The following is a 21,840-nucleotide window of genomic DNA, read 5'->3' as shown; positions in this document are numbered from 1 at the left end:
GTAGCGGAGCCAGGACCCGGAGTGCGTCAGGCCCGCCGGAGCGACCGGAGCCGTCGCAACCGCTCAAGGACCGGGCCTTGCATGAGCGCCCGAACGCGCGCCCCTAGAGCTCGTTCCATGCAATAGAACGAGCTCTCGTGTTTGCTTTGCCGCATTTTTTGACGGTGAACCGGATCCACTTCACCGAAAAATGCTCTAGCCCGGCACGGCGTCCTGCGGCTTGCCGGCCCCGTTCAGCAGCTCATAGACCCGCAGCCAGAAGCGGACCGCCTCCGGGTTCATGTCCCGTTCCTCCAGAAAAGCCCGCAACAGCACCTCGGCCCCGGCCCCCTCACCATAGCAATCCGCCATGACCCGCCCCGCCTGCGTCGGATCGAGCCGACGCCAGAGAGAGGTTTTGTGGGAGCGCTTCCAGGAAACGGGCATACGAATAGTCCCAAATGAGAATTGAGACTGCCCAATCGATGATTTTCAATGATATTCCAAAATAGAATATCGGAATTAAGCTATATCATCCAGTATATCAGTCGCTCTGAGGGGTGAAGCGAAATTAGCTGTTTTGGCTAATATTCCATTTTGGGATTTTATCGAGGGGATTTTATTGCGCTGGCCATCGATTCGATGGGCGGAGATGATGGATAAGTCGCTCTATACAGGACGGAGCAAGCGTTTCTGCGAGCTGTTGATCGCCGCGCGCAAGACAGCAGGCTTGACCCAGACCGAACTCGCCAAACGCATCGGCGTCGATCAGGTCTTTATCAGCAAATACGAGAACGGTGATCGTCGGTTGGATGTGTTGGAGTTTCTGACGATTGCGGAGGCATCAAATATCAATCCTGCCTCGGTAATGCAGGCTTTGAAGTCCATCTCTTGAACGTTCGTAGGCCACACTTTAACATGAGAATTATGTTTATTGTGCCGTACTACAGCATTCCAGCTTTGTGTATAATGGAATATCCGGCAAAAAGGTATTGCTAAAGCCGGATGTACGTGGCTCTACTGCGTCTTGAGAGCCGCTTCTAAGCGCCTCTGAAGGGTTCTGGAGGCAGCGATGGCACTCTCAAGCGAGATGAGAAAGTTACAGAATAAGTGGCGGACAGGTTCCGGCTGGCCAAAAAGACTAGAATGGCTGGAGATAAACGGAATACGTGGGTGGACCGGTCAGCGCGTAGATCTTCAGTTTCCAATTGTTGCGCTAGTGGGAGAGAATGGATCAGGTAAGAGCACTGTTCTACAATCTGCAGCAGCCGTATATCGGTCGCCAGCGAAGGATTTGTATGCCTCTGATTTCTTCCCTGATACGCCATTTGAGGTCATAACAGGCGCTAATATTCGCTTTTCCTACCGAGAAGGTGCCAATTCTCAAACTAAAACTGTGCGAAAGCCTTCGGACCGCTGGCGGGGCAATCCTGATCGGCCTGAGCGGACAGTTGAATATGTTGATCTGCGTCGGATTCAGCCGGTTGGTGCAAGAGTTGGATACGCAAAATTGCTGAAGGCCGGAGTTGGAGAAGGAGCTCATATGCCTTTCGATCAAGAAAAGCTGGAGCGCCTTAGCCAGATTATTGGTAAGAGTTATTCAAGCGCTGGCTTATCAGTTACCGACGCTGATCCACGTCGTCCAATCCCTGTCCTTCAAACGTCTAAAGTTCGATATTCAGGTTTCCACCAAGGTGCCGGTGAGATCGCGGCGGCGGAATTGCTAGCTGTGGACTATCCTAAATATGGACTTCTTCTTATCGACGAGATCGAGACCTCTATGCATCCTAGGGCTCAAAGGCGGCTTATGCGGGATTTGGCGAGGGTCGCGCGGGAACGGGAACTTCAAATAGTCCTCACAACTCATTCGCCCTACGTTCTTGACGAGCTTCCTTCTGAGGCTCGCATATATCTGATGCAAGGTGCGTCTGGGAGGAGCGTTGTTAGCGGTGTAAGTCCTGAATTTGCAATGACTCGCATGGATGAGGAGCAGCATCCTGAGTGTGATGTCTACGTAGAAGATCCTAGATCTGCTACAGTTATAGCAGAAATATTGGTTAACCTAGACCGGGATTTATTATCTAGGTTGAAGTTGATTCCTTATGGTGCTGCCTCAGTAGGTATGGCTCTTGGTCAGATGGCGTATCAGAAAAGATTTCCCCGCCCTTCCGTAGTTTTCCTTGATGGTGATCAAGCTCCATCATTGGGATGCATAATTTTACCAGGTGAGGATGCTCCTGAAAGGGTAATATTTGAAGGATTGAGTAGCAAAGAGTGGCCTGAAGTAGCCCAAAGAATTGGGCGTAGTGCGTCCGAAACAATTGATGCTCTTTCCCGAGCTATGTCCCTTTCAAACCATAAAGAATGGGTCCGCGATGCGGCTGACCGACTTATCGTTGGCGGAGATATCTTATGGCAGGCACTTGCTGCCGCATGGTCCAAAAACTGCACAACTCAGTCAATGCGCGAGATTGTCGGGCAGCCCATCCGTGATGCTCTTGATACGAAAGATTAGTCGCTAAGACTAACTAATCAATTCCGTACGTCGTCAATGCAATTTAGGCTGTCGCTCGGGACCAGTGTTCTTGCCAGAGCGATGCCCTCTTGCCGCCTAGCTCTAAGGTGCCATCACCATGCCTCTTTCCATCCAGGCGGGGCTCTGGGGCCTGCTCAGCGGGTCGGCCTTGGTGCTGGGGGCGCTCATCGGGACGTTCGCAAAGCTGCCGCAGCGGGCCATCGCGGCCGTGATGGCGTTCGGGGCTGGGGTGCTGATCTCGGCCCTGTCCTTCGACCTCATGGACTAGGCCTATCGCACGGGCGGCATCGTCTCCACGTCACTGGGCTTTCTCGCGGGAGCGGCGGTCTATACGGGGGCGAATATCGTCGTGTCGCGCCGGGGCGCCAGGCACCGCAAGCGCTCCGGCTATGCGCAGGATGCCCGGCAGGCCGGGAGCGGCGAAGAGGGGAGCGGGCTCGCCATCGCGCTCGGCGCGCTCCTCGACGGCATTCCGGAATCCATCGTCATCGGCGTGAGCCTTCTCGCGGGCGAGGGGGTGAGTCTGGTGGCCGTCGCGGCGGGGGTTTTCTCCCACCTGCCGGGAGGGCTCTCCCGCGCGGCCGGGGTGCGCCGGGCTGGGCGCGCCATGGCGGATATCTTCGGCATCTGGGTCGGCCTTGCGGTGGCTTCCGGGGGCGCGGCGCGCATCGGCTACGCGGGCTTTTCCGGGACCGGCCCCGCCCCCATCGCGGTCGTGACCGCCGTCGCCGCCGGGGCGATCCTCGCCATGCTCGCCGACACCATGGTGCCGGAGGCCTTCGAGACCGCCCACGAATATGCCGGGCTCATCACCGTCGCGGGTTTCCTCGCCGCCTTCACCCTGTCGCGGGTTCTGGGGGCCTAAAGCATCGAACGCAAAAGTGGGAATCGGTTTTGCGTGAAAAGATGCGAAAAACAAATGATGAGAGCATCGTCCGGAAAAGGGGACCCGGTTTTCCTGACGATGCTCTGATCGAGGGACGAAGCATCGTCATCCCCGGCCTCGTGCCGGGGATCCACGCCTTCGATGCGGCTGAGATTGGGAATGCGTGGATGGCCGGAACACGTCCGGCCATGACGTCGAGGGTATCCGGTCAGGGCGCCGGGTGCATCACCCCACAAACCGCCGCCCGTATTCCTCCTTCAACCTCTCCCAGCTCTCCCAGAAAGGCTCCGGGGTCTCGCCGGAGACGCGGGCGGCCAGGATGTCGAGGTGGGTGTGCCAGCCGGCGCTGATGTTGAGCAGGGTCGCGCGGTCGGTGACGCGGTGGTGGGTGACGGTGAGCAGCACGTCGGCGCCCTGCGGCTCCAGGGTGAAGGTGACGTCGCCGGTCGAGCCCCAGGCGATGGAGAGCCGGTGGGGCGGGTCGAGCTCGGTGATCCGGCTCGTCATCCGTTGCTCCTCGGGAAAGCCGTGCGGACGCCGGGTGGGGAGATCGGACAGGCCGTCGTTGCGCCAGACGAGTTCAAGCGGCGCCCCGAGCGTGAGGTCCATGTCGCCCGCCGCGAGCCATCGGGCGCGCAGGTCGCTCTGCGTGAGATAGGCCCAGATGCGTTCGACGGGGCCGGGCAGGAGGCGCTGGATCGTGAGCGTGGCGGGCTCGGTGAGCGCGCCATAGGCGTCCAGGGTGGCAAGATCGGTCATGCTTCGTCTCCTTCTTCGGCAGGGGGTGGGGATTTCCCGGCATCCTCCTCGCGGAGGAGCCGCTCCAGCACATCCAGACGCTCGGTCCAGAAGTGTTCGTAGACACCGAGCCACTGGTGGGCGCTCGCCAGCGGCCCGGGATCGAGGCGGCAGACATGGGTGCGGCCGCGGATCTCGCGCCGCAGAAGGCCCGCATGCTCCAGCACCTTGATGTGCTTCGAGGCGGCCGCCAGCGAGATCGCGAAGGGTTCGGCCAGCTGGCTCACCGTGCGCTCGCCGCCGCCGAGATCGCTCAGCATCCGGCGCCGGGTGGAATCGGCGAGAGCGTGGAAGACCGTGTCGAGAGGGGATGTCTGTAATTCAACCATGTGGTTGAATATGCGCCCGTGCTTCGGAACAGTCAACCGATTGGTTTAATATTTTTTCGACAGGGTGGGTGTCCGCGCCCATGGGCCCGACGCATGCGGTGCAAAGGCTCCCGTTCCGCGCAGGGCAGAGGGGCCAAAGCATCGGGCGCAAAAGTGGGAACCGGTTTTGCGTGGAGAGATGCGCAGGATCAAACGCATCGGGCGCAAAAGTGGGAACCGGTTTTGCGTGGGGAGATGCGCAAGCTCAAACGCATCGGGCGCAAAAGGGGGAACCGGTTTTGCCACCCTCCTTCATGCTTCGCGCAAGGGGAGGGGCACGTCCGGCCGGGCTCCCGGATCACGGCTCTCGCCGCATCCGGGAGGGCGGTCGAACGGGGTAGGTCAGCTCTTCGCGGTGGTGTCGCTCTTCTCGCCCTTGGCGCTCTTGGCCTTGCTCGTCCTGCTCTTGCTGTGGTCGCTGGAGCGGTGGACGTACTTGACCTTCTTGGGCTCGTCCCGGGCACCCTGCTCGGCGCCGGTTTCCTCGCCCACGAGGCGTGCGGGCAGGAAGTGCCGGGCGGCCTCCGTCACCACGCCGGCGACGGCGCCGGCCGCGGTCTGGGTCAGGTCGGCGCCCTGGGCGCCGGCATGGGCCGCGGCGGATCCCGCCTTCTTCGCCGTGCGGGTCTTGGTGAGGGCGGCGGCGGCCGCGCCCGCGGCGGCGATCAGGGCATCGGCCAGGATTTCGCGGCCGAGATCCGTGTTGATGAGGTCCATGAGGCCGGACTTCTTCGCCGTCTTCGCCAGCTTCGTGCCGGCGCCTTTCTTCGCTTTCGTACCGGACTTCTTATCCTTGTCCTTGGCCTTCGCCATGTTCGTCTCCTGATGGTCAAGCTTCCGGAACAACCCCTATGGAACCACAGGGGTTCCAAAAGGCCAAGCTCATCCGAAATGGCGCGCCAGGACCTCGCGGACCGCCTTGACGAGATCGGCCTCGGGCACGGAGAACTGCGCCGGACGGGCGGCCTTCCACTCCTCGTTGGACGCGATGGCCCCGGCCGCCTTGGCGCCTTCGATCAGGTCCTTGATCTCGACCTCGCCGCGCTCGCGCTCGTTGGAACCCTGGATCACCACGCAGGGGCTCTGGCGCCGGTCGGCATATTTCATCTGCGCCTTCATGCCCGAGGAGCCGAGATAGAGCTCGGCCCGGATCCCCGCCTGGCGCAGGGTCGAGACCATGCGCTGGTAGGCGGCGACCTGGTCCTTGTCCATGACGAGCACGACTACGGGCCCGGGCTTCTCGGCCCCGGACACGATGGGGCTCTTGATCCTCTGCAGCGCCGACAGCAGGCGCGAGACGCCGATGGAGAAGCCGGTCGCCGGGACGGGCTCGGAGCGGAACCGCCCCACGAGGCCGTCATAGCGCCCGCCGCCGCCGACGGAGCCGAAGCGCACCGGGCGCCCGTCCTCGTCCTGCACCTGGAAGGTCAGCTCGGCCTCGTAGACCGGGCCAGTATAGTATTCGAGGCCGCGCACGACGGAGGGATCGATGGTGACGCGGTCCTCGTAGCCGGAGGAGGCAACGAGGGTGGCGATCTCCGCAAGCTCGTTCGTCCCTTCGAGGCCGCGCTCCGAGGAGCCGACGACCTTGCGCAGGTTCTCGACCGTGGCCGCGTTGTCCGCGCCCTTCGCGGCCGTGAAGGCGAGCACGCGCTGGATGGCCTCGGGCGAAAGCTCCGCGCCCTTGGTGAAATCGCCGCTTTCGTCCTTGCGGCCGGACCCGAGGAGCTGGCTCACGCCCTCGGGTCCCAGGCGGTCGAGCTTATCGATGGCGCGCAGCACGGTCAGGCGCCGGTGGGCGTGTTCGTCGCCGCCGAGGCCGATGGCCTCCAGCACCCCGTCGAGGACCTTGCGGTTGTTGACCTTGATCAGATAGTCGCCGCGCTTGAGGCCGAGCTTCTCCATCGTGTCGGCGGCCATCATGCAGATTTCCGCATCCGCCGCGACGGAGGCCGCGCCCACCGTGTCGGCGTCGAACTGCATGAACTGGCGGAAGCGGCCGGGGCCCGGCTTCTCGTTGCGGAACACCCAGCCGACGCGATAGCTGCGATAGGGCTTGGGCAGAGCGTCGAAGTTCTCGGCCACGTAGCGGGCCAGCGGCGCCGTCAGGTCGTAGCGCAGCGACAGCCATTGCTCATCGTCGTCCTGGAACGAGAACACGCCCTCGTTCGGGCGGTCCTGGTCGGGCAGGAACTTGCCCAGCGAATCCGTGTATTCGACGAAGGGCGTCTCGACACCCTCGAAGCCGTAGAGCTCGTAGGAATCGCGGATGGCCGCGAGCATGCGCTCGGTCGCGGCGAGGTCTGCGGGATTGCGGTCGGCAAAGCCGCGCGGCGCGCGGGCCTTGATCTTGTCGGCCTTGGACATGGTTTTTACAGCAGCCGTTGAATTGGGAAAAACGTGCTGCGGTCCTACTCCCTGCGGCCGGGAGGGGCAAGAGATGTTGCATTTATCGCAACATCACCGGTCATCACCGGCCTTGTGCCGGTGATCTCGATGGCTTGAAGCGCCGCGCTCTCCGGAAGCGAGATGGCCGGCACAAGGCCGGCCATGACGTGGGAGCGTGAGGGTTGGGCCTTACGCCACCGCCTTGATCACCTTGGTGAGCTTGTCGACGATCTCGCCGATCTGCTCCTCGGTGATGATGAGGGGCGGGGAGAGGGCGATGGTGTCGCCGGTGATGCGCATCATCAGGCCGTATTCCTGGAAGGCGCGGTCCATGGCCTCGAAGGCGCGCTTGCCGACCGCGTCGGGGCGCGAGGCGAGGTCGATGGCGCCCACGAGCCCGATGGTGCGGATATCGAGAACGTTCGGCAGGTCCTTCAGCGAATGGATCGCATCGGCCCAGACCGGCTCGAGGGCCCGGGCGCGTTCGAACAGCTTCTCGTCCCGGTAGACGTCCTGGGTGGCGAGCGCGGCCGCGCAGGCGAGCGGGTGGCCGGAATAGGTGTAGCCGTGGAACAGCTCGATCACGTGCTCGGGGCCGTTCATGAAGGTGTCGTAGAGGCCCTCGCGCACCAGCACGCCGCCCATGGGGACGGTGCCGGAATTCACGCCCTTGGCGAAGGTGATCATGTCCGGGATCACGCCGTAGCGCTCGGCCGCGAAGGCGGTGCCGAGGCGGCCGAAGCCCGAGATCACCTCGTCGAAGATGAGCAGGATGCCGTGCTTGTCGCAGATCTCGCGCAGGCGCTTGAGATAACCCTTGGGCGGCGGCAGCACGCCCGTGGAGCCGGCCATCGGCTCGACGATGACGGCCGCGATGGTCGACGCATCGTGAAGCGCCACGATGCGCTCCAGCTCGTCGGCCAGATGCGCGCCCCATTCGGGCTCGCCGCGGGAGAAGGCCTGCTCGGCCCGGTTATAGGTGTGGGGCAGGTGGTCGACGCCCGCCAGCAGCGAGCCGAAGAACTGGCGGTTCTTGACGATGCCGCCCACCGAGATGCCGCCGAAGCCGACGCCGTGATAGCCGCGCTCGCGGCCGATGAGCCGCGTCTTGCTGCCCTGGCCCTTCACGTTCCAATAGGCGAGCGCCACCTTGAGCGCCGTGTCGACCGCCTCGGAGCCCGAGTTGCAGAAGAACACGTGGTTGAGGTCGCCCGGCGCGAGCTGGGCGAGACGGGACGCGAGAGTGAAGCCGCCCGCATGGCCGAACTGGAAGGCGGGCGAATAGTCGAGCTCCTGCGCCTGGGCCTGGATGGCGGCCGTGATCTCGTCCCGGTTATGGCCGGCGTTGCAGCACCAGAGACCGGCGGCGCCGTCGATCACCTCCCGGCCGTCGGGGGTGTAATAATACATGCCCTTGGCGCGGGCGATCATCCGGGGGCGCTGCTTGAACGAGCGGTTGGCCGTGAACGGAAGCCACCAGGCATCCAGATCGTTGGGTGCAATGAGGTCGTTGGCGGCTCTGGATGTCTGTGCGGTCATCATGGTCCCCGAGGGTGGCTGGTCGGCGGGAGCCTATCAGCCGTTTCGGGGCGTCGCAAAAGGAACTTTCGGCAGAGCCATGAGCCGGGCGCAAGGCTCCTCTCATCCGGTCATGGCGCGGGCCTCGTAGCCGGCCGCGTCGAGGGCGCGCGCGACTTCCACGCTCTGCGCCCTGGTCGTCACATGCACGCGGCCATGATCGAGGTCCACCTCAACCATGGCACCCGGATCGAGGCGCTGGATGGCCTTGGTCACCGACGTGACACATCCCTGGCAGGTCATTCCGTCGACCTGCATCAGCAGGTCCTTGCGAGGTTCTTCCCGGGGTTCTTCCATCGTCGATGCCTTTCCATTCCGCTGCGGAATCCAGCGGATTCCATGGGCGGGAAACGCGCGATTGCGAAATAATGTCCATTTCGGGAAGACGAATCTTGCCCCGCGAGTCGCGCTGATTCATTGTCTGTTAACACACTGATTCGCGCACATTCGCCGAGCCAGGGGAGCGGGGGCACCCATGGTGACGAACATAAAGAACATTTCTGTCCTGCGGGACAGGAAAACGACGATGCTTGCCTTCACGCCGGCCTTTCTGATGGCCGTCGCCTCGGCCTATGTGCCGATGGAGGCAGGGATCATCCTGCCGGTTTTCGGTTTCCTGATCATGGCCGTCTTTTTCGGCCTCGTGGTCCTGTGGTGGCACGCCGAGACTGATCGGCAGGCAAGGGCCGTGCAGCCTGCGGCATACGAGCAGGCGGAGCCGGCACGGGCCGCACCGCTCGTCCTGCGTCCGCCCGTGCGTGCCGACAGCCCGGTCTCCGTCCTGCGCGAGCTGGCGATGTCCGCCGGCGCGCAGGTCTACGGCGCCGATCCAGGCCCGGGGCGGTCGGAACAGGTGAAGGCCGCGCATTTCCCGGAACCGTCCCTGCTGCCTTCCATGCGCAGGCCCTCGACCGAGGAGATCGACCGCGTGCGGCAGGTCAATCAGGCCTTCGAGGCCGACCGGATCGAGCTGCACCTGCAGCCCGTGGTGTCGTTGCCGCAGCAGAAGATCCGCTTCTACGAGGCGCTGGCCCGGCTGCGCCTGCCCGACGGAACCCTTCTGCGCCCGGCCGAGTTCCTGCCGATCGTCGAGGCGTCCGGCCACGCGTCGGATTTCGACCGCCGGGTGCTGGTGCGCACCAGGGCCGTCGCCCGCCATCTGGTCGCCCGGGGCAGCGAGGCCATCGTCGGCGTGAATCTCACGGCTCATTCCATCGCCGAGCCCGGCTTCCTGTGGTCGCTGGCCCGCCTGTTCGATGCCAGTCCCGATCTTCTCGGCAAGATCGTCCTGGAAATGTCCCAGCAAAGCTGGCGCTGTCTCGATGCGGATCACCGGGCGGCGCTCGCCGCCCTGCGCGAGCGAGGCGTGCCGTTCTCCCTCGACCGCGCCGCCGATCTCCGGTTCGATCCGGCGCGGCTGGCCGATCTCGGCATCCGGTTCATGAAGCTGCCGGCGGACCTCATGATCGAGGCCGCCGAGCGGGCCGACGGGCGCTATGCGGGACCGGAACCCGACGTGCGCGATTTCGCCCCGGCCCTGCGCCGCCAGGGCATCCTGCTCATCGCCGACCGGGTGGAGGAGGACGGCATGGTGCCGATACTCTGCGATCTCGGCGTGCCGCTGGCGCAAGGCTTCGCCTTCGCGGCTCCACGCCCGGTCAAGCCGGAGATCGCCGCCGAGCAGCCGGTTCGCCAATCCCCCGTCCCTGAGAATACGCCAAGCCTTCTGCGGCATGTCGGTTGACGGGCGGCGCGAGGCGTGAACGCCTCGATGATCCGGCTCTGCCGGATTGACTTGACTTGCGCATCGTTTGGCGGGGAAAACCGGGCCACTTTTCACACAGGTGGCCCGTTCGGGCCGCCGACGCGGCCCTGCGGGTCCGCACGATACGCTAGTGAGATCCCATGACCGCTTTGACCCGTCCCGCTCACGTCGAGGGCCTGCAATCCCTCGCCGATCGATACGATCTCGTTCTCTGCGACGTCTGGGGCGTGCTGCATAACGGCATCAAAGCCTATGAGGCGGCGAGCGATGCGCTGACGCGGTTTCGGGCCGGGGGAGGGCGGGTCGTTCTCGTGTCGAACGCGCCGCGTCCCGGCGCCTCCGTGGGAACCCAGCTCGACGGATTCGGCGTGCCGCGCACGGCCTACGATGCCATCGTGACCTCCGGCGACCTGACGCGGCTTGCCATCGAGGAGCGCATCGACAGGATCGTCCACCATATCGGCCCGCCCCGCGACATGCCGATCTATGACGGCCTCGATGTCCGCTTCGGCTCCGTCGACGAGGCCGATTACGTGGTCTGCTCCGGCTTCGACAACGACGAGGAGGAGACGGTCGAGGATTACCGGCCCACGCTCGAAGCCATGCTCCGGCGCGACCTGCTGATGGTCTGCGCCAACCCCGATCTCATCGTCGAGCGCGGCCACATGATCCTGCCCTGCGCCGGAACCATCGCGCTCGCCTACGAGGAGATGGGCGGCAAGGTCTTCTATGCGGGCAAGCCCCATGGCCCCGTCTACGACCGGGCGCTCTCCGTCGCAGCCGGACTGAACGGTCGGGCCGTTTCGAAGGACAGGGTTCTGGCCGTCGGCGATGCGATCCGCACCGATATCGCCGGGGCCGTGGGCTACGGCATCGACTCGCTGATGATCGCCCGTGGCATCCATGCGGAGGAGCTGGGCCTCCACAAGGGCGACCTGGTCTCCGATCACGTGCAGGATTGGGTGGACCGGCAGCCCGTCCGGCCGACCGCCTTCACGGAAGTGCTGTCCTGGTGAGGTCGGTCTGGTCCATCTCCACGTCATCACCGGCCTCGTGCCGCGGGTCGTTGTCATCCCCGGCGCACGAAGTGCGGGAAGGGGATCCATGATCACGCGCAGAGCCATGGATTCCCTTCCCCTCCGCTACGCTCTGGCCGGGATGACACCGAGGGGGCTCGCCGAAGCGACTTCCCTTGACCCGAGGGCCGGTTTTCGACAGGGTCCGCCCGCACCGATATCCGCACAGATGAGCTCCGAGATTTCTCCTCCGATGTCCCCTTCTTTCGTGGTTTGCCGCGACGGCGAGTCCGTACCCGAGAGCCTCAAGGGTGCGGTGGCAGCCATCGGCAATTTCGACGGGGTGCACCGGGGGCACCAATATCTCCTCAGCATGGCCTTGAACTCCGGAAAACCGGCGGCGGCCCTGACGTTCGAGCCGCATCCACGCACCTTCTTCCAGCCCGACAGGCCCCTGTTCCGGCTCACCCCCGAACCCGTGAAGCTCAAGATCCTCGCCCGCCTCGGCCTCGACGGCGTCTTCCAGCGGCGCTTCGGCGGGAACCTCGCGGCCCTGACGGCGGCGGGCTTCGTGGACCTGCTGGCGAACGATCTGCAGCTCTCGGGTGTGGTGATCGGCCACGATTTTCATTTCGGCCGTGGGCGGGAAGGCAATCCGGCGCGCATGGCGGAGCTTTGCCGGGAACGGGGGCTCGAATGCCTGATCGCCCCGGCGGTCGTGGAAGGGACGGAGCCCGTTTCATCCAGCGCCATCCGGGCCGCGTTGGAAGCTGGCGACATCGCCACGGCCAACCGGCTGCTCGGCTATCGCTGGTTCGTGCAGGCGGAGGTGCGCCACGGCGACAAGCGCGGCCGGGTGCTCGGCTATCCCACGGCCAATATGCGCCTTCCCGACGATTGCCGTCTCCGGCATGGCATCTACGCGGTTCGGGCCATAGTGGCGGGTCGGCCGGTCGACGGAGTCGCCAGCTTCGGCCGCCGTCCGACCTTCGACAACGGCGCTCCGCTGCTCGAAGTGCATCTTTTCGACTTTTCCGGCGACCTCTACGGACAGGTTTTGGACGTGGAGTTCGTCGGCTGGATCCGCGGCGAGGAGCGCTTCGACGGGATCGACGCGCTGATCGCCCAGATGGACCGCGACTCGGCCGAGGCGAAGCGGATGCTCGCCGAGGACAAGACGGTTTCGATGATCGGTTGAGCCAACCGTGTCATCCCCGGCGGCCGAAAGGCCGGGAAGGGGATCCATGGCGCGGAGCGTACGGGTGGATTCCCTTCCCCTCCGCTGCGCTCCGGCCGGGAATGACAAATGGACCCGGAAGTCGTCCCTCACATCGCCGGCTTCAGCGCCCGCGCCGCCATCGGGTAGCCGCCCATGGCGCCGTCGACGAAATGGATGTGGTCGCTGCGGGTGGCGGAGGGGACGAAGCAGGTCATGAGGGCCGCGTCCTGCCGGTGCAGGCCGTAACGGGCGATGCCTGTCCGCTGCGCCTCGGCCAGTAGTGTTTCCAGCCGGTCGGCCAGGGCGGGGGTGCAGTCGAGGGTCATGCGCAGGCCGTCGTCGAACTTGCGGAAATCCGTGTTCTCGACGAGCTGGTGCCGGTAGCGGTTCGGATCGAACCCGCCGACCTTCAGTCCGAACCGGAGGATCAGGAAGGCAGCCAGACGAAGACCCGCGAGCTTCGCCAGGGTGACGAGACCCGCCACACTCTTCCGGACGGTCTTCGCTTCGAGATCGAAACCCTTGAAAGGCGTGGACAGGGCAGGGCCGCCTTCCGGCACCGGCCGTCCGGCCTCCTGGCCCTCGGCGAGCGACAGGACCTGACTGACGAGGGTGTTGAAAGCTTCCGTGTCCGCATCGGAGCCGGTGAGCAGGATCAGGGACAGGATGATGCCGCGCTCCGGCCTGATCTCGTCGAAGCGGCAGGTCAGTCCGGTGAGGTCGGGCAGGGTTCCGGGTCGGGCCGGGGGAATGGCGAAGGCGCCTTCCTTCATCCGCCGCTCCGCATAGGCGAGGCCGCCGCCGGAGAACATGGCATAGGAGACGTCCGGAGACGCCGCGAACCGGGCGATCCGCACGTCGTGGCCTTCGGCGCGGATCGCGGAGACCGGAACGAGCGCGATGCGCAGCTCGAAGCCGAAGGAATCCCGCACCCAGGCGGCCACGGTGGACAGAACCTCGCGGGCCAGATCGGATTGCGCGTCGGGTAGCGCGAAACTTGCGCCGTCGCCGCTGAACACGAAGGGAAACGCGCTCGTGCCGAGCTTGTTGGAGATCGCCGCGATCACGGCGGCCGCGGCCGTGTTGACCTCCTTGTAGCGCCCGGCCTCGACCGCGGAGGTCGAGCGCACGATGTCGCTGAGGCCCAGCACCCAATCGTCCGGGGCGGGCATGTAGAGCCTAGGGTCGGTCAATTGGGAGAAATGGTCGAAGACGGGCAGGCGGGCATAGAAGTCCGATCCTGCCCGGCTTCCCGTCTCATGTGCGGCGGCGCCCATGAGCCGTCAGCCCACGGTTTCTCCCTCCGGGGCGCCCCGGCCCAGCTCGTCCGGCAGCGGATCGCCCTCGGCGACGAAGCGCATGGAGACCGAGTTCATGCAGTAGCGCTCGCCGGTCGGGGGCGGGCCGTCGTTGAACACGTGGCCGAGATGGCCCTCGCAGCGGGCGCAGCGGATCTCGGTGCGGACCATGCCGTAGCTGGTGTCGCGCACGAAGGCGATGTGGTCCCGGTCGATGGGGTCGAAGAAGCTCGGCCAGCCGGTGCCGGATTCGAACTTGGTGCCGGCATTGAACAGGGGCAGGCCGCAGAGGCGGCAGCAATAGGTGCCCTTCTCCTTGGCCTCGTTGAAGATGCCGCAGAAGGGCCGCTCCGTGCCGTGCTCGAGCAGGACCCGGCGCTCCTCGTCGTCGAGATTGGCCACGAGGGCGTGCATCTGCTCGGGGCTGGGCGGGGTGAGGTCGAAGCCAGCTTTCGAGCGCCGTTCGGCCGAAATGGTCGAGTCTGCCATGGTCAATCCTTCCTGCCCGTCGTTTGCTGGGGTGACTATAGGGCTGGTTCCGGTCCTTAAATAGGGAGCCGCCCCGGCAATCACCACGCTTTATTATCCGGCCCGGCGCTGCTAAAAGGCTCGGCATGTCCATGGTTTCTCAGGCTCTGCATGCGGCCCGCATCGGCGAGGCGCGAATTATCGGCCCGGCTTTCGCATGATGTGCGAAGGTCCGGGATCCTAGCCGTTCGCCCCAAGAGAAGCCCGATGCGCCTGCCTGATCGCAGGCCACACAAGACCGATTGACCGTCATGACCGATAAGCCCGAGAGCGCCGCCCGCGACTATTCCGAGACCCTGTTCCTGCCCCAGACCGAGTTCCCCATGCGGGCCGGCCTGCCGCAGCGCGAGCCGCAGTTCCTGCAGCGCTGGAACGAGAACCGGCTCTACGAGCGCCTGCGCGAAGCCCAGAAGGGCCGGCCGCGCTTCGTTCTCCACGATGGCCCTCCCTACGCCAACGGCAACATCCATATCGGCCACGCGCTCAACAAGATCCTGAAGGACATGGTGGTCCGCTCGCAGGGCATGCTGGGCTTCGACTCCAACTACGTGCCCGGCTGGGACTGCCACGGCCTGCCGATCGAGTGGAAGATCGAGGAGGAATATCGCGCCAAGGGCAAGAACAAGGACGATGTGGACATCGTCGAGTTCCGGCGCGAGTGCCGGGCCTTCGCCGAGAAATGGATCGACGTGCAGCGCGAGGAATTCAAGCGCCTCGGCGTCGAGGGCGACTGGACGAACCCGTACCAGACCATGAGCTACGACGCGGAAGCGCAGATCGCCCGCGAGATCATGAAGTTCGCCGTGAGCGACCAGCTCTATCGCGGCTCCAAGCCCGTCATGTGGTCCTCCGTCGAGAAGACCGCACTCGCCGAGGCCGAGGTCGAGTACCACGAAAAAACCTCCACGACGATCTGGGTGAAGTTCAGGATCACCAACACGCTCGACGGCGATCTCGACGGCGCGTCGGTGGTCATCTGGACGACGACTCCCTGGACGATCCCGGCCAACCGCGCCATCGCCTATGGCGAGACCATCGCCTATGGCATCTACGAGGTCACCGAGGCGGCGGACGATAATTGGGCCAAGGTCGGCGACCGTCTCGTCATCGCCGACAAGCTCGCGGCGGACGTGTTCGCGGCCGCGCGCGTCGCCGGGTACGAGCGCGTGAAGGACGTGCTGCCGGTGATGATCGAGCGCTGTGCGCATCCGTTCCGCGGGCTCGAGGGCGCGCACGGCTACTGGGATTTCGGCGTGCCGGTGCTGCCGGCCGATTACGTCACCGACGATGCGGGCACGGGCTTCGTGCACACGGCTCCCGGCCACGGCGCGGACGACTACAACACCTATGTGAAGCACCGCGACGTGTTCGCCGCCTGCGGCACGAAGGAAGTCCCGCACACGGTCTCGCCGGATTCGTCCTATTTCCCAGACGTGCCGTTCTTCGCCGGCGAGCGCATCTACGATGACAAGGGCAAGGATGCGGGCGCCAACGAGGCGGTGATCAAGAAGCTCGTCGAGGTCGGCGCGCTCATCGCGCGCGGGCGCCTCAAGCACCAGTACCCCCATTCCTGGCGCTCGAAAGGTCCGCTGATCTTCCGCAACACGCCGCAATGGTTCATCTCCATGGACAAGCCGCTCGACGATAAGGGCGATACGCTCCGTCAGCGCGCGCTCCACGGCATCAAGACCGTCGAATGGGTGCCGGAATCGGGCGAGAACCGCATCACCGGCATGATCGAGAACCGTCCCGACTGGGTGGTCTCGCGTCAGCGCGCCTGGGGCGTGCCGATCGCGGTGTTCGTGAAGAAGGGCACCAACGAGATCCTCAAGGACGAGCGCGTGAACGCCGCCATCGCGGATGCTTTCGAGAAGGAAGGCGCCGACGCATGGTACGCAGATGACGGCTCGCGCTTCCTGAAGGCCGGCGGTTACGACCTCGCCGATTTCGACAAGGTCAACGACATCCTCGACGTGTGGTTCGATTCCGGTTGCACGCATGCTTTCGCATTGGAGAAGCGCGAGGACCTGAAGGTCACGCGCAAGGTGGATGGCGGCCCCGATCAGGTCATGTATCTGGAAGGCTCCGACCAGCATCGCGGCTGGTTCCACTCGTCGCTGCTCGAAAGCTGCGGCACGCGCGGCCGCGCGCCCTACGACATCGTCCTGACCCACGGCTTCGTCCTCGACGAGAAGGGGCAGAAGATGTCGAAGTCCCTCGGCAACGTGGTGGCGCCGCAGAAAGTGATCCAGGATTCCGGCGCCGACATCCTGCGCCTGTGGGTCGCGGCGTCCGACTACTCGGACGATCTGCGCATCGGTCCGGAGATCCTGAAGACCTTCGTCGAGACTTATCGCAAGCTGCGCAACACGATCCGCTGGATGCTGGGGTCGCTTGCGCATTTCCACGAGGCCGACAAGGTCGCCGTAAGCGACATGCCGGAGCTGGAACGCTTCGTGCTGCACCGCCTCGCCGAGCTCGACGGCGAGATGCGCGAAGCCTACGCGACGTTCGACTACAAGCGGGTGATCGCGCTCCTGAACTCGTTCATGACCACGGATCTGTCGGCCTTCTATTTCGACGTCCGCAAGGACTCGCTCTATTGCGATCCGATCTCGAGCCAAGTTCGCAAGAGCGCCCTGACGGTGATCGACCAGACCTTCCGCTGCGTGGCGACCTGGATCGCTCCGATCCTCGCCTTCACGGCGGAGGAGGCCTGGCTCGCCCGTTATCCGCAGGCCGAGTCGGTGCATCTCGAAACCTTCCCGCAGGTGCCGGCGGAATGGCGCGACGATGCGCTTGCCGAGCGTTGGGCGAAGGTCCGCCGCGTGCGCCGCGTCGTCACCGGCGCGCTGGAGATCGAGCGCGCGCAGAAGCGCATCGGCGCAAGCCTCGAGGCGGCGCCCGTCGTGCATATTGCCGATGACGGCCTGCTCAAGGCCGTTCAGGGGCTCGACCTCGCCGAGATCTGCATCACGTCCGGCATCCAGGTGGTGCAGGGCGACGGCCCGGCCGGGGCTTTCCGTCTCGACGACGTGAAGGGTGTCGCGGTCGTGCCGGCTCTCGCGCAAGGCCGCAAATGCGCCCGTTCGTGGAAGGTGACGCCGGATGTGGGCGCCGATCCCGATTACCCGGACGTGACGCCCCGCGACGCGGCGGCCCTGCGCGAATGGGACCAGCTGAAGGCGGCCGCCGAATGAGCAATCCAGAGGATACCGGCGCTCCGCTCACTGACGCGGGAACGACGTCCCGACCCGGTTCTCCGCGTCCGCGCGCGGCGAGCAAGCCGCGCTCCCGGAAGGGAGCGGGCAGGGGCCGGGCGGCAGTCCAAAGGGGATTGTCCGTCGCGGCGATCCTCGGCTTCTCGATCGCGCTGATCACGTTCGTCCTCGACCAGGCGACGAAGCTCTACACGTTCTATGTCTACGATCTTCCAGTGAAGGAGCCGGTCGAGCTGACCTCCTTCGTGAACCTGATCGTGGTCTGGAACCGGGGCATCTCCTACGGCCTGTTCCAGCAGAGCACCGACCTTGGCCGCTGGGGGCTGATCGTCATCTCCATCCTGGCCGCCATCGGCCTGTCCTTCTGGATCCGCCGGACCAATGCCAAGCTCCTGGCGGCCTCCCTCGGCCTGATCGTGGGCGGGGCGGTCGGGAATGTCATCGACCGTCTCTGGTTCGGGGCCGTGTTCGATTTCATCCAGATCCACTTCGGGTCGTGGTCCTGGTACGTGTTCAACGTGGCCGACGCGGCCATCGTTGCGGGGGTGGTCGGTTTGCTTTATGACTCCTTCGTCCTGGAGGGGCGGCGGGCGAAATAATGATATTTTATCGCGCCCGCTGCCATATGTTCGCCAGAATGAGCGATCAGGCCTTCCGGCCACAATGAGAAACGAATGGTGGGTGCCATGAAGGGAATGAAAGTCATCGGCCGTGCGGGGGCCTTGGCGCTGCTGATCGCCGCCACCGGCGCGTCGGCCGAAGAAGGCGAGGCGATGAAGAGCATCCTCGGCGCCATCGGCATCATTCCCAAGGAGAAGGCGCCCATCGTGTATAACGAGCGCGCTCCGCTCGTGTTGCCGCCCAAGATGGACCTGCCGGCCCCGGCCCCGGGCGGCGGCGCCGAGGCGCGCAACGGCAACTGGCCCAAGGATCCGGACGTGGCGGCCCGCCGCAAGGCCGCGGCCGAGGCCCGTACGCCCTATACCAGCTCCGACTACTACAAGAACACGGAAGGCAAGCGCCTCTCGATCGAAGAGATGCGCGCCGGCCGCAATCCCAATGCCTCGACCGTCCAGCAGGGGCCGGTCGGCCGCCAGGCCGACATCAGCCGCATGACCCCCGACGAGCTGCGGGCCTTCACCAAGGACGAGAAGCCGGAGCTGCAGGGCAACGGCATCGACCGCCGCTATCTCAGCGATCCTCCGGGCGACCTGCTCAGGGCCCAGGGCGGCGGCAAGATCAAGGCCTCCGCGGACCCCATCGTGTCGGGCGATCCCGACAGCCCATCGGCCTATCTCCGCCAGCGGCAGAGCAGGCAGTAAGCTTTGTCTTTCCCCACTTTCTTCAGGCGAACGGGTTCACCCGCTTCGCCTGAAAACGTTATGGGGCCGTGAAAAGCCAAGCCTTCGTCCGACGACATCGGGCAAACAATGCCGCACAGGAAAGATTTGCGGCTTCGCTTGCATAGCCTCCTAATTCGACTATCCCCTAGGAAACACCCTGCGAAACGATTTGATGTCGCCAAGGTTGGAACATTATGGACACTGCCTCTAAGCCACTTCTTCGCGCCGATGCCGCCTCCTTCGGGCGGATGGAAGGCAGCGGTCCTGACCTGTCTTCCTTCACGCTCGACAACGGTCTCGATGTCGTGGTCATTCCGGATCGCCGCGTTCCCGTCGTCACGCACATGATCTGGTACCGCAACGGTTCGGCCGACGATCCGCTCGGACAATCGGGCATCGCGCACTTCCTCGAACACCTGATGTTCAAAGGCACGGAGAGGCATCCGGCCGGTGAGTTCTCGAAAGTGGTCTCGGGCCTCGGGGGCCAGGAGAATGCGTTCACGTCGTTCGACTACACGGCCTATTTCCAACGCGTCGCCCGCGAGAACCTCAAGACCATGATGGAATTCGAGGCGGATCGCATGACGAACCTCCTCCTGGAGGAATCCGTCATCGGTCCCGAGCGCGACGTGGTCCTGGAAGAGCGCCGCATGCGCGTCGAGACCGATCCCTCGGCACAGCTCTCGGAAGCGATGGCGGCTTCGCTCTTCGTGCATCATCCCTATGGCATTCCGATCATCGGCTGGATGCACGAGATCGAGACGCTCGATCGCGATCACGCGCTCGATTATTATCGTCGCTTCTACACGCCCGAGAACGGCATCCTTGTCGTTGCCGGCGACGTGAGCGAGGACGAGGTACGTCGCCTGGCCGATGCCACCTACGGGCGGATCACGCCGCAGGGCAAGCGCCCGGTGCGCCTGCGTCCTCGCGAGCCCGAGCCCGTGGCGGCGCGTCACATCACCGTGGCCGATCCGAAGGTCGAGCAGCCGACCCTGCAGCGGCTCTATCTCGTGCCGTCCTGCCGCACGGCTTCGCAGCGCGATTGCTATTCGCTCGAACTGCTCGCCGAAGTGATCGGCGGCGGTCCGACCTCGTATCTCTACCGCAAGCTCGTGATGGAGCGCGGGATCGCGGTGAATGCGGGCGCCTGGTACATGTCTTCCGCCATGGAGGACACGCGCTTCTGCGTCTATGCCGTTCCGGCCGAAGGCGTGTCGCTGCAGGCGCTGGAAGAAGCTGTCGACCAGGTGCTCAAGACGATCCCCGGCGAGGCCTTGGATGCGGATTCCATCGAGCGCGCCAAGACGCGTCTCGTGGCCGAGACGATCTATTCCACGGACAGCCAATCCTCCCTCGCCCGCATCTACGGCTCGGCGCTCGCCATCGGCGAGACCATCGAGGAAGTGCGCCGCTGGCCGGTCGAGATCGAGGCCGTCATGAAGGACGATCTCGCCTCCGCGGCCGAGCGTTATCTCATCCCCCGCCGTTCCGTCACGGGCTATCTGCAGAAGTCGGCCTCCTGAAGTCCGCCTGCGCAAGAATCGAGGTAATCATGACAGCTTCTGTCGAAACCATGTCCTCGTCGCCGACCACGGTGAAGGCTCTGACCTCCGCCAAGGGCGTCGAGGCTTGGCACGTCGAATCCGACGTCGTGCCGCTGATCGCCGTTTCCTTCATCTTCGAAGGCGGCTCGGCGCACGATCCCGCGGACAAGCCCGGCGTGGCGCAGATGCTGGCTCGCCTGCTCGACGAAGGCGCGGGCGAATACGATTCCGATGCGTTCCAGGAGCGACTCGCGGCGCACGCCATCGAGCTGTCCTTCAACGCGGGCAACGATGCGCTCGGCGGCTCGCTCAAGACGCTGGTGAAGCATGCGGACGAGGCCTTCGAGCTCTTGCGCCTCGCGCTCGCCGAGCCGCGCTTCGACCAGGATGCCATCGAGCGCGTGCGGGCCCAGACCATCGCGGGCCTCAAGTACCAGCAGAACGATCCCGGCGTCATGGCGACCCGCCGTTTCTTCGAGGAGGGCTTCGCTGGCCATCCCTATGGTCGCCCGACCTCCGGCACACCCGAGAGCGTGGCGGCGATCACGCGGGACGATCTCATCGCCATGCACCGGTCGATCATCGCGCGCGGACGCGTGAAGGTCGCGGTCGTCGGCGCGATCGGCGGCGACAATCTTTCGGTTCTGCTCGACAAGGTGTTCGGCTCCCTGCCTGAGGCAAAGCCGCTCGGCATCATCGAACCCGCTTCGCTGCAGAAGCTGGGATCGCGCATCGTGGTCGATCTCGACGTTCCGCAATCCGTGATCCGTTTCGGCATGAACGGCATCACCTGGCGCGACCCGGGCTTCATTCCGGCTTACGTTCTCAATCATATCCTGGGCGGCGGCGCCTTCACGTCGCGCCTGTTCCAGGAGGTGCGCGAGAAGCGCGGTCTCGCCTACAGCGTCGGCACGTCGCTCGTGAGCTACCGCTCGGCGAGCATGACCTGGGGCTACACCGCGACCAAGAACGAGCGCGTGGTCGAGGCGCTCGACGTCATCGCCGACGAGATGGCGAAGCTGACGAGCGAGGGCCCGTCCGACGAGGAACTGCAGAAGGCCAAGGACTACCTCATCGGCTCCTATGCCCTCGGCTTCGACACCTCGACCAAGATCGCCCACACTCTGGCGCAGATCGCCTTCGAGGGACTCGGCATCGACTACATCGCCCGCCGCAACGGCCTTGTCGGAGCCGTGACGCAATCCGACATCCGCGCGGCCGCCGAACGCATCTTCGGCGACGGCCGGATGTTCACGGTGATCGCAGGCCGACCGACCGGGGTGTAGGCTTCCAGAGCAGAGACAGCCCTAGCCTCAGGGCCGTCTCTGCCCTAATCTTCCGCTCCTGCCTGAACGAGTCGGAGTACGCTT

21 protein-coding genes are annotated in these 21,840 nt (G+C 64.7%); 12 read left to right on the top strand and 9 right to left on the bottom strand.

The features are described 5' to 3' along the window. Positions 1-195: 195 nt before the first annotated feature. Positions 196-426: a hypothetical protein gene (locus H0S73_RS20315; RefSeq protein WP_181053845.1), complete on the bottom strand. Its 231-nt coding sequence runs from the start codon at positions 424-426 to the stop codon at positions 196-198. Positions 427-559: 133 nt separating this feature from the next. Here H0S73_RS20315 and H0S73_RS20310 point away from each other — a divergent pair, with 133 nt between their 5' ends. From H0S73_RS20310 to H0S73_RS20300, 4 genes are all read left to right on the top strand, one after another. Then, positions 560-874, top strand: coding sequence for a helix-turn-helix domain-containing protein (locus H0S73_RS20310; protein ID WP_246389113.1), 315 nt, complete (start codon positions 560-562; stop codon positions 872-874). 177 nt (positions 875-1,051) lie between these two features. Next, positions 1,052-2,494, top strand: coding sequence for an ATP-dependent nuclease (locus H0S73_RS20305; RefSeq protein ID WP_202049838.1), 1,443 nt, complete (start codon positions 1,052-1,054; stop codon positions 2,492-2,494). Between the two features lie 118 nt (positions 2,495-2,612). Beyond that, on the top strand, positions 2,613-2,783 hold the full coding sequence (locus H0S73_RS25870) for a ZIP family metal transporter (RefSeq protein ID WP_246389111.1): 171 nt from the start codon (positions 2,613-2,615) through the stop codon (positions 2,781-2,783). Positions 2,784-2,864: 81 nt separating this feature from the next. After that, positions 2,865-3,380, top strand: coding sequence for a ZIP family metal transporter (locus tag H0S73_RS20300; protein ID WP_246389109.1), 516 nt, complete (start codon positions 2,865-2,867; stop codon positions 3,378-3,380). Between the two features lie 246 nt (positions 3,381-3,626). Here H0S73_RS20300 and H0S73_RS20295 read toward each other — a convergent pair whose 3' ends face one another. The 6 genes from H0S73_RS20295 to H0S73_RS20270 form a co-directional block, all read right to left on the bottom strand. Further along, the gene (locus H0S73_RS20295; protein ID WP_181053844.1) at positions 3,627-4,160 is read right to left on the bottom strand and encodes an SRPBCC family protein; all 534 of its coding nucleotides are present in this window, start codon (positions 4,158-4,160) and stop codon (positions 3,627-3,629) included. Continuing rightward, positions 4,157-4,528 (bottom strand): ArsR/SmtB family transcription factor, encoded by a 372-nt coding sequence (locus tag H0S73_RS20290; protein WP_181053843.1) that lies wholly within the window; start codon positions 4,526-4,528, stop codon positions 4,157-4,159. The genes H0S73_RS20295 and H0S73_RS20290 overlap by 4 nt, the downstream gene beginning before the upstream one ends. A 381-nt stretch (positions 4,529-4,909) precedes the next feature. Continuing rightward, positions 4,910-5,380, bottom strand: coding sequence for a hypothetical protein (locus H0S73_RS20285; protein ID WP_181053842.1), 471 nt, complete (start codon positions 5,378-5,380; stop codon positions 4,910-4,912). 69 nt (positions 5,381-5,449) lie between these two features. Next, positions 5,450-6,934: a histidine--tRNA ligase gene (gene hisS / locus H0S73_RS20280; RefSeq protein ID WP_181053841.1), complete on the bottom strand. Its 1,485-nt coding sequence runs from the start codon at positions 6,932-6,934 to the stop codon at positions 5,450-5,452. 210 nt (positions 6,935-7,144) lie between these two features. After that, complete coding sequence (gene aptA / locus H0S73_RS20275; protein ID WP_202049837.1) at positions 7,145-8,494, bottom strand: omega-aminotransferase AptA; 1,350 nt, start codon at positions 8,492-8,494, stop codon at positions 7,145-7,147. A 102-nt stretch (positions 8,495-8,596) separates the two neighbouring features. After that, entirely contained in the window at positions 8,597-8,830 is a 234-nt protein-coding gene (locus tag H0S73_RS20270) for a heavy-metal-associated domain-containing protein (protein ID WP_181053839.1), read from the bottom strand. A 229-nt stretch (positions 8,831-9,059) separates the two neighbouring features. Between H0S73_RS20270 and H0S73_RS20265 the strand changes: the two genes are divergently transcribed. The 3 genes from H0S73_RS20265 (at position 9,060) to H0S73_RS20255 (ending at position 12,512) form a co-directional block, all read left to right on the top strand. Next, on the top strand, positions 9,060-10,277 hold the full coding sequence (locus H0S73_RS20265; protein WP_181053838.1) for an EAL domain-containing protein: 1,218 nt from the start codon (positions 9,060-9,062) through the stop codon (positions 10,275-10,277). Positions 10,278-10,438: 161 nt separating this feature from the next. Further along, positions 10,439-11,314 (top strand): TIGR01459 family HAD-type hydrolase, encoded by an 876-nt coding sequence (locus H0S73_RS20260; protein ID WP_181053837.1) that lies wholly within the window; start codon positions 10,439-10,441, stop codon positions 11,312-11,314. Between the two features lie 253 nt (positions 11,315-11,567). Continuing rightward, complete coding sequence (locus tag H0S73_RS20255; protein WP_181053836.1) at positions 11,568-12,512, top strand: bifunctional riboflavin kinase/FAD synthetase; 945 nt, start codon at positions 11,568-11,570, stop codon at positions 12,510-12,512. Between the two features lie 128 nt (positions 12,513-12,640). Here the strand turns inward: H0S73_RS20255 and H0S73_RS20250 are convergent, their stop codons facing one another. Both H0S73_RS20250 and msrB read right to left on the bottom strand, forming a co-directional pair. Continuing rightward, entirely contained in the window at positions 12,641-13,810 is a 1,170-nt protein-coding gene (locus tag H0S73_RS20250; RefSeq protein WP_181053835.1) for a DUF3095 domain-containing protein, read from the bottom strand. A 6-nt stretch (positions 13,811-13,816) separates the two neighbouring features. Further along, the gene (gene msrB, locus H0S73_RS20245; protein WP_246389333.1) at positions 13,817-14,245 is read right to left on the bottom strand and encodes a peptide-methionine (R)-S-oxide reductase MsrB; all 429 of its coding nucleotides are present in this window, start codon (positions 14,243-14,245) and stop codon (positions 13,817-13,819) included. Positions 14,246-14,610: 365 nt separating this feature from the next. On the opposite strand from msrB, the gene ileS reads away from it, so the two are divergent. From ileS to H0S73_RS20220, 5 genes are all read left to right on the top strand, one after another. Next, positions 14,611-17,559, top strand: a complete 2,949-nt coding sequence (gene ileS, locus H0S73_RS20240) for an isoleucine--tRNA ligase (RefSeq protein WP_181053833.1) — start codon at positions 14,611-14,613, stop codon at positions 17,557-17,559. 152 nt (positions 17,560-17,711) lie between these two features. Further along, positions 17,712-18,179: a signal peptidase II gene (gene lspA / locus H0S73_RS20235; protein ID WP_343058460.1), complete on the top strand. Its 468-nt coding sequence runs from the start codon at positions 17,712-17,714 to the stop codon at positions 18,177-18,179. Between the two features lie 87 nt (positions 18,180-18,266). Next, positions 18,267-18,902, top strand: coding sequence for a hypothetical protein (locus H0S73_RS20230; RefSeq protein ID WP_181053831.1), 636 nt, complete (start codon positions 18,267-18,269; stop codon positions 18,900-18,902). Between the two features lie 215 nt (positions 18,903-19,117). Next, positions 19,118-20,449, top strand: coding sequence for a M16 family metallopeptidase (locus tag H0S73_RS20225; protein ID WP_181053830.1), 1,332 nt, complete (start codon positions 19,118-19,120; stop codon positions 20,447-20,449). A gap of 29 nt (positions 20,450-20,478) precedes the next feature. Beyond that, on the top strand, positions 20,479-21,756 hold the full coding sequence (locus H0S73_RS20220) for a M16 family metallopeptidase (protein WP_181053829.1): 1,278 nt from the start codon (positions 20,479-20,481) through the stop codon (positions 21,754-21,756). Positions 21,757-21,840: the final 84 nt, after the last annotated feature.

It is taken from the genome of Microvirga mediterraneensis, from assembly GCF_013520865.1.
Taxonomy (GTDB): domain Bacteria; phylum Pseudomonadota; class Alphaproteobacteria; order Rhizobiales; family Beijerinckiaceae; genus Microvirga; species Microvirga mediterraneensis.
This window is presented reverse-complemented; position numbering and strand designations above follow the sequence as displayed.

Excerpts from the sequence above, each read along its gene's own strand:
- H0S73_RS20315 (WP_181053845.1), bottom strand. The coding sequence starts at position 426 with ATGCCCGTTTCCTGGAAGCGCTCCCACAAAACCTCTCTCTGGCGTCGG.
- H0S73_RS20305 (WP_202049838.1), top strand. The coding sequence starts at position 1,052 with ATGGCACTCTCAAGCGAGATGAGAAAGTTACAGAATAAGTGGCGGACA.
- H0S73_RS25870 (WP_246389111.1), top strand. The coding sequence starts at position 2,613 with ATGCCTCTTTCCATCCAGGCGGGGCTCTGGGGCCTGCTCAGCGGGTCG.
- H0S73_RS20295 (WP_181053844.1), bottom strand. The coding sequence starts at position 4,160 with ATGACCGATCTTGCCACCCTGGACGCCTATGGCGCGCTCACCGAGCCC.
- H0S73_RS20290 (WP_181053843.1), bottom strand. The coding sequence starts at position 4,528 with ATGGTTGAATTACAGACATCCCCTCTCGACACGGTCTTCCACGCTCTC.
- H0S73_RS20285 (WP_181053842.1), bottom strand. The coding sequence starts at position 5,380 with ATGGCGAAGGCCAAGGACAAGGATAAGAAGTCCGGTACGAAAGCGAAG.
- hisS (WP_181053841.1), bottom strand. The coding sequence starts at position 6,934 with ATGTCCAAGGCCGACAAGATCAAGGCCCGCGCGCCGCGCGGCTTTGCC.
- aptA (WP_202049837.1), bottom strand. The coding sequence starts at position 8,494 with ATGACCGCACAGACATCCAGAGCCGCCAACGACCTCATTGCACCCAAC.
- H0S73_RS20270 (WP_181053839.1), bottom strand. The coding sequence starts at position 8,830 with ATGGAAGAACCCCGGGAAGAACCTCGCAAGGACCTGCTGATGCAGGTC.
- H0S73_RS20265 (WP_181053838.1), top strand. The coding sequence starts at position 9,060 with ATGCTTGCCTTCACGCCGGCCTTTCTGATGGCCGTCGCCTCGGCCTAT.
- H0S73_RS20260 (WP_181053837.1), top strand. The coding sequence starts at position 10,439 with ATGACCGCTTTGACCCGTCCCGCTCACGTCGAGGGCCTGCAATCCCTC.
- H0S73_RS20255 (WP_181053836.1), top strand. The coding sequence starts at position 11,568 with ATGTCCCCTTCTTTCGTGGTTTGCCGCGACGGCGAGTCCGTACCCGAG.
- H0S73_RS20250 (WP_181053835.1), bottom strand. The coding sequence starts at position 13,810 with ATGGGCGCCGCCGCACATGAGACGGGAAGCCGGGCAGGATCGGACTTC.
- msrB (WP_246389333.1), bottom strand. The coding sequence starts at position 14,245 with ATGCACGCCCTCGTGGCCAATCTCGACGACGAGGAGCGCCGGGTCCTG.
- ileS (WP_181053833.1), top strand. The coding sequence starts at position 14,611 with ATGACCGATAAGCCCGAGAGCGCCGCCCGCGACTATTCCGAGACCCTG.
- H0S73_RS20230 (WP_181053831.1), top strand. The coding sequence starts at position 18,267 with ATGAAGGGAATGAAAGTCATCGGCCGTGCGGGGGCCTTGGCGCTGCTG.
- H0S73_RS20225 (WP_181053830.1), top strand. The coding sequence starts at position 19,118 with ATGGACACTGCCTCTAAGCCACTTCTTCGCGCCGATGCCGCCTCCTTC.
- H0S73_RS20220 (WP_181053829.1), top strand. The coding sequence starts at position 20,479 with ATGACAGCTTCTGTCGAAACCATGTCCTCGTCGCCGACCACGGTGAAG.